Raw genomic sequence first — 5164 nt, 5'->3', positions numbered from 1 at the left:
GGGCCCTCGGCCCGCGCCCCGTGCGGGGGGGCGGGGGGGGGGCGGGCCCGCGCGGCCGCGGCGGGGGGGGGGGGGGGGGGGGGGGGCCGGGGCGCGCGCCCGGTCTGGGGTCGTCGGATCCGGGGACGTCGGGTCCGGGGGACATCGGACCCGGGGGTCGTCGGGTCAGACGGTGAGCAGGGTGGGGCTGGCGGCCTTGTCGGTGGGCAGGAAGTCGTCCGGGACGGGGTACTGGCCGAGCACGTAGTTCAGGACGGCCGCGTGCATGGCCTCGACCGGCGCGATGCTGGCCGCGGTGGCGATACCGGCGGGGCTGGTGACGTTGTAGGTCGCGAAGAGGTAGGTCTGGGCGGCCTGGTCCTCCAGGTCGAGGGCGAGCTTGGCGACGTCGCCGACGGAGGCGGCCTTGCCGAGCGCGGCCAGGGTCTCCGGCTGGTTGGACAGCGGCACGTCGGTGATCGCGGGCAGGCCGGCGCCGGTGAGGACGGCGTTCCAGGCCTTGGCGTGGTCGGCGTGCTGGGCCATAGCGGTGGTGACGAAGGTCGCCACCGCCGGGGGGACGGTGCCGAGCTTGCCGGCCTTGGCGGCGTCCAGGGTGGCCTGGTAGGCGCCGACGGCCTGGTTCTCCAGGGCGGTGGCCAGCGCGACGACCTGGAGGTCCCCGGTGTACCTCCCGGACGCCGACGCCGACGCCGAGCCGGGCATCGTGCCGGCCGGGCTGGACGGCGCCGGGTCCTTGACGTCCTTGCTGCTGGAGCAGGCGGCCAGCGTCAGGGCCGCGGCCACCCCGCCCGCGCCGAGCAGGAAGCGGCGCCGGGCCAGCTCGGCCTGGCCGGTGACGCGGATCTGCTCGGCCAGCTCTCGTGCGCTCTCCCGCATGACCGGGAGGGTGGCGCGGTGGGCCTCGTCCATGTCCCTGGTCAGGCGGGCGAGTTCGGCCTCGCCGATGGCGGGCTCCCAGATGCGGTCGGTGCTCACTTCACGGCCCCTTCGGTGATCGGGGAGGCGTTGTCGGTCTTGTAGAAGGCGTCGGGGAAGCCCACGCTGCCCGCGGCCGCGGGCAGCTTCGCCGGGTCGACTGGGATGGTGATCAGATCGGCGGCGTTGCCCGCGAGCAGCGCCTGCACGGCCAGCAGGACGGCACGGTGCTGGGCCTCGACCGGGGCGACCGAGGCGAACAGCTTGCGCAGGTCGGCGTTGCTCACCTGGCCGACGTTCTTGGTGTACGTCTGGGCGGCGACGTCCTCCAGCGTGATGGCGAGCTTCACCACGTCGGCCGGGGTCTTGATGGTGGGCAGCGTCTGGTCGACGACGGCCTTGTACTTCGGGTCCGGGCCGTCCTGTGCCTGCCCGCCGGCGGTGGTCGCGGCGGCGTTGAAGGCCTTGGCGTGGGCCTGGTGCTGCTCGGTGGTCTTGGCGATGAACGCGGCGACCGTCTTGTTGCCGTCCTTGATGAACGGAAGCCCGGCGGCGGTCTGGTAGACGCTGACCGCCAGGTTCTCCAGGGACGCGGCGGTCTGCAGCGCCCTGATGTCGTCGGCGGAGACGGAGGCGGACGCGGAGGCCGACGGCGACGGCGAGGCCGCCGCGGCGCGCACGGTGCTCAGCAGTCCGACCCCGCCGGCCAGGGCGCCGAGGGTCGCCCCGCGCTGCCACCATCGGCGCGGGGGCTCGGTGCCCTCCGCGAGATCGGTCAGCGCTCCGCGGGTGATCCGCAACGCGTCGCTGTTCAAGTCCTGTGACTGCTCGGTGAGTTCTTCCAGCAGCCGGGTGTCGATGTGCTCGCTGGCCATCATGTCCCGTCTCGGCCCGGCGGTCGGCCGGATGCCGGACCGCTCTGCCCTCACGTTCGGCACGCTCGCCCACCTGGCTTGGTCCGGGCCCCCGAACGGCCCCCGAATTCACCCCTGGGGGTGAACGGCGGGGGCGAAGGGTGACCGCGGCGGCCGTCCGGCGGGTCGGCCGGGTCGGCCGGGTCGGGCGGAGCCGCCCCGGCCGATGCGCGGTCAGGCGCCGTCGAGGATGCCGGCGATCTTGTCGGCCATCGCGGCCTGGGCCGGGTTGGCGCCGGGGCGGGCGTGCTGGGCGGCCCGCATCGCGACGGTCAGGGTGGCGCGGAAGTTGCCGGTCTCCTCGGGGGCCTTGGCGTCCAGCAGCGCCAGGGAGCGGCGGATGGCGTCGAAGACCCGGTCGGCGATGTCGGCGGTGGAGCTGCCGTCGAGCTTGAGGCCCTTGGGCTTCTCGGCGAGGACGCGCCCGGTGAGGCCGGTGGCGGAGCTGAGGGCCTTGCCGGCGGCCATGCCGGCCTTGGCGGAGGAGATCGTGCCCGGGTCGGAGGCGGCCATCAGGACGACGACGCCGTGGGCGGCGGTCTGGAGGGTGAGCCGGTCGTCGGCGGTCAGGACGGCGGTGGTGTCGGACATGGTGGGTTTCCTTGTCTGCGGGTTCGGTGTGGAGCAGGGGCTGTGAGCGGTCGAGCGGTCAGTGGGCGGCGGGCAGGAGGTCGCCGGCCTCCTCCTCGTCGGCGGGCTCGTGGCGGGCCAGGCGGCTGGCGGGCAGGAACAGGCCCGCGAGGGCGGCGAGGAGGTAGCCGGCGACGCAGACCAGGGCGCCGGCCAGCAGGGCGGTGCGCAGGACGGTGGGGTCGTAGCCGTCGTGGGTCCGGCCGAAGAAGACCACGCCGGTGACGGCGACGCCGAGGGCCGCGCCGAACTGCTGGAAGGTGCTGTAGACGCCGGAGGCGGCCCCGGCCTCGCGGACGTCGACGGTCGCCAGGGCGAGGTCGACCAGCGGCACGACGAGGAGGCCGAGGCCCAGGCCCGCCAGGGCGAGCGGCCACAGCAGGTCCCAGCCGGACAGGCCCGCGTCGTGGGAGTCGACGACCTGGCGCACCCAGGCGGCGCCGCCGGCCTGCATCAGGGCGCCCAGGACGACGAGCGGCTTGCCGGCCTTCCGGGCGAGCGGCACCGAGACGCCCGAGCCGAGGAAGGCGCCCGCGGTGAACGGCAGCAGCGTCAGCCCGGAGGCCATGGCGGAGAAGTGCAGACCGAGCTGCAGGTAGAGGGCGAGGATCAGGAAGAACCCGGCCATGGCGCCGGAGAAGCACAGCTGGACGAGGCTGCCGGCGGCGAAGCCCCGCCGGCCGAACAGGTGCATCGGCGCCAGCGGCGAGCCGTCCCGGCGCATCCGGCGCCGCTGGTTCACCACGAACCCGCCCAGCACGACCGGGGCGGCGGCCAGCATGGCCAGGATCCAGCCGGGCCAGCCCGACTCCCGGCCCTCGACCAGCGGGAAGACCAGCAGGAACAGGCCGGTGGAGGCGAGCAGCAGGCCGGGGACGTCCAGGCGCAGCGGGTGGGCCGAGCGGGTGTCGGGCACCAGGAGCCGGGCGGCGACGAGCAGGGCGACGCCGACGGGGATGTTGATGACGAAGATGCTGCGCCAGCCGATGCCGAAGGCGTCGGCGGAGACGAGCCAGCCGCCGAGCAGGGGGCCGGCGACGGCGGCCATCCCGGAGACGGCGCCGATGATGCCGAGGATCGCGGCGCGTTCCCTGGGCCGGTAGAGGGCCTGCACGGAGGCGAGGACCTGGGGGACCATGAGGGCGGCGAAGGCGCCCTGGACGACCCGGGCCGCCACCAGCGCGTCGCCGCTCTGCGCGAGTGCGGCGGCGAGCGAGGCGGCGGTGAAGCCGGCGACCCCGGCGAGGAACACCGTCCGGCGGCCGATGATGTCGCCGAGCCGTCCGCCGGTGATCAGGACGATCGCGAACGCCAGGGTGTAGCCGCCGACGACCCATTCCAGGTGGCCGGGGGTGGCGTGGACGTCCTTCTGGATGGCGGGCAGGCCGACGTTGACGATGGTGGTGTCGAGCAGGTCCATGAAGGACGCGACGATCAGGACGAGCATCGCGAGGCCGCGGCGGCGGTGGACGGGCGGGGTCTCCGGGGAGGCGGCGGCGGGTGCCTGGGCTCCTCCGGGCATGGGGGTGCGCTGCTTGGACATGGCCTTCTTCGTTCGGTTTCGGAGGGGTGGGGGCGGGCCCCGGCCGTGGCCGCACCGCCCAAGATGTTTCGTTCGGACGAAAGAAGCATAGCAAGTAGTTCGGTTCGGCGAAACAAGTAGTTCGGCGAAGCGAAGCAGCTTGCTAATCTGAGCGCATGACGACCACCGACCAGCCCTCGCGCGGCGAGCTCATCGCCCGGCTCAACACGGCCGGGCGGGAGCTGAGCACCGCCGCGGTCATGTTCCACAGCGCGCTCGCGCAGCTGCACGGACTGAGCAGCACCGAGGAGAAGGCCATCGACCTGCTCCAACGGTTCGGCCCGCTCACCGCGCGCGAACTGGGCGAGCACTCCGGGCTCGCCCCGGCCTCGGTCACCGGGCTGGTCGACCGGCTCCAGCGCAAGGGCTTCGCCCGGCGGATCCCCAACCCCGCCGACAAGCGCAGCGTGCTCATCGAGGCCCCGGAGGCCCCCGCCGAGGCCCTCGCACCGCACTTCGAGCACTTCATGAGCGGCCTGGAGGAGCTGTACGCGCGCTACAGCGACACCGAACTCGCCACCATCGCGGGCTTCCTCACCGCCGGCGCCGCCGTCCAGCGCGAGGCGACCGCACAGCTGACCGCCGAGCTGCCGGGCACCCGGCCGGGCGGCGGCGAGCCCGCCCTCACCCAGAGCCAGAAGCTGACCGTCCAGACCGCCGCCCACGGCGTCGTCGCCCTGATGGCCGCCGCCGACCCCGGGGCGTTCTCCTCCGCCCGGGCCGGGATGGCCGCCGGGAAGGCCCTCAGCTCCGCCACCGGTCTGACCGGACGCGTCCTGGCCGAGAAGCCCAAGGGCTTGAAGCTCGGCGGGAAGTCGACCGCCGACATCGCCGACCAGGTCTTCCCCGCCCTCGCCGCCTCGGCCGCGCTGCTCGGGGACGCCGACCCGGGCGAGGCCGAGAACTTCCGCTCCGTCATCCGGGTCGCGGTGGAGGCCGCGCTGCGGATCCGCACCCCCGCGAGCCCGGCCATGACCGCCATGGCCGCCCGGATCGGCGAGGCGCTCGACCGCGCCTGACGCCCCCGGCGTGCACGCCCCGCCCGGGCGGGGCGCAGCCAGTCCACCTCGTGCGGGATGGTCCGGTGGTCGGTCTCGAAGCCGAGCCGGGGCCGGTGGCC

Annotated in this window: 5 protein-coding genes; 1 reads left to right on the top strand and 4 read right to left on the bottom strand. The window is 74.6% G+C overall.

Annotation, left to right across the window (positions count from 1 at the left end):
• Nucleotides 1-165 precede the first annotated feature (165 nt).
• The 4 genes from ACFWXO_RS23575 to ACFWXO_RS23560 form a co-directional block, all read right to left on the bottom strand.
• On the bottom strand, nucleotides 166-978 hold the full coding sequence (locus ACFWXO_RS23575) for a ferritin-like domain-containing protein (RefSeq protein WP_380525667.1): 813 nt from the start codon (nucleotides 976-978) through the stop codon (nucleotides 166-168).
• On the bottom strand, nucleotides 975-1847 hold the full coding sequence (locus tag ACFWXO_RS23570; RefSeq protein ID WP_380525666.1) for a ferritin-like domain-containing protein: 873 nt from the start codon (nucleotides 1845-1847) through the stop codon (nucleotides 975-977). Before ACFWXO_RS23570 ends, ACFWXO_RS23575 begins: the two co-directional genes overlap by 4 nt.
• Before the next feature lie 159 nt (nucleotides 1848-2006).
• Nucleotides 2007-2423 (bottom strand): hypothetical protein, encoded by a 417-nt coding sequence (locus tag ACFWXO_RS23565; RefSeq protein WP_380525665.1) that lies wholly within the window; start codon nucleotides 2421-2423, stop codon nucleotides 2007-2009.
• Between the two features lie 58 nt (nucleotides 2424-2481).
• A complete protein-coding gene (locus ACFWXO_RS23560; RefSeq protein WP_380525664.1) occupies nucleotides 2482-4005 on the bottom strand; it encodes an MFS transporter in 1524 nt (507 codons plus the stop codon).
• Between the two features lie 155 nt (nucleotides 4006-4160).
• Here ACFWXO_RS23560 and ACFWXO_RS23555 point away from each other — a divergent pair, with 155 nt between their 5' ends.
• Nucleotides 4161-5063, top strand: a complete 903-nt coding sequence (locus tag ACFWXO_RS23555; RefSeq protein WP_380525663.1) for a MarR family winged helix-turn-helix transcriptional regulator — start codon at nucleotides 4161-4163, stop codon at nucleotides 5061-5063.
• Nucleotides 5064-5164: the final 101 nt, after the last annotated feature.

This window comes from Kitasatospora sp. NPDC059088 (assembly GCF_042738155.1).
In the GTDB taxonomy this organism is placed as follows: Bacteria; Actinomycetota; Actinomycetes; order Streptomycetales; family Streptomycetaceae; genus Kitasatospora.
This window is presented reverse-complemented; position numbering and strand designations above follow the sequence as displayed.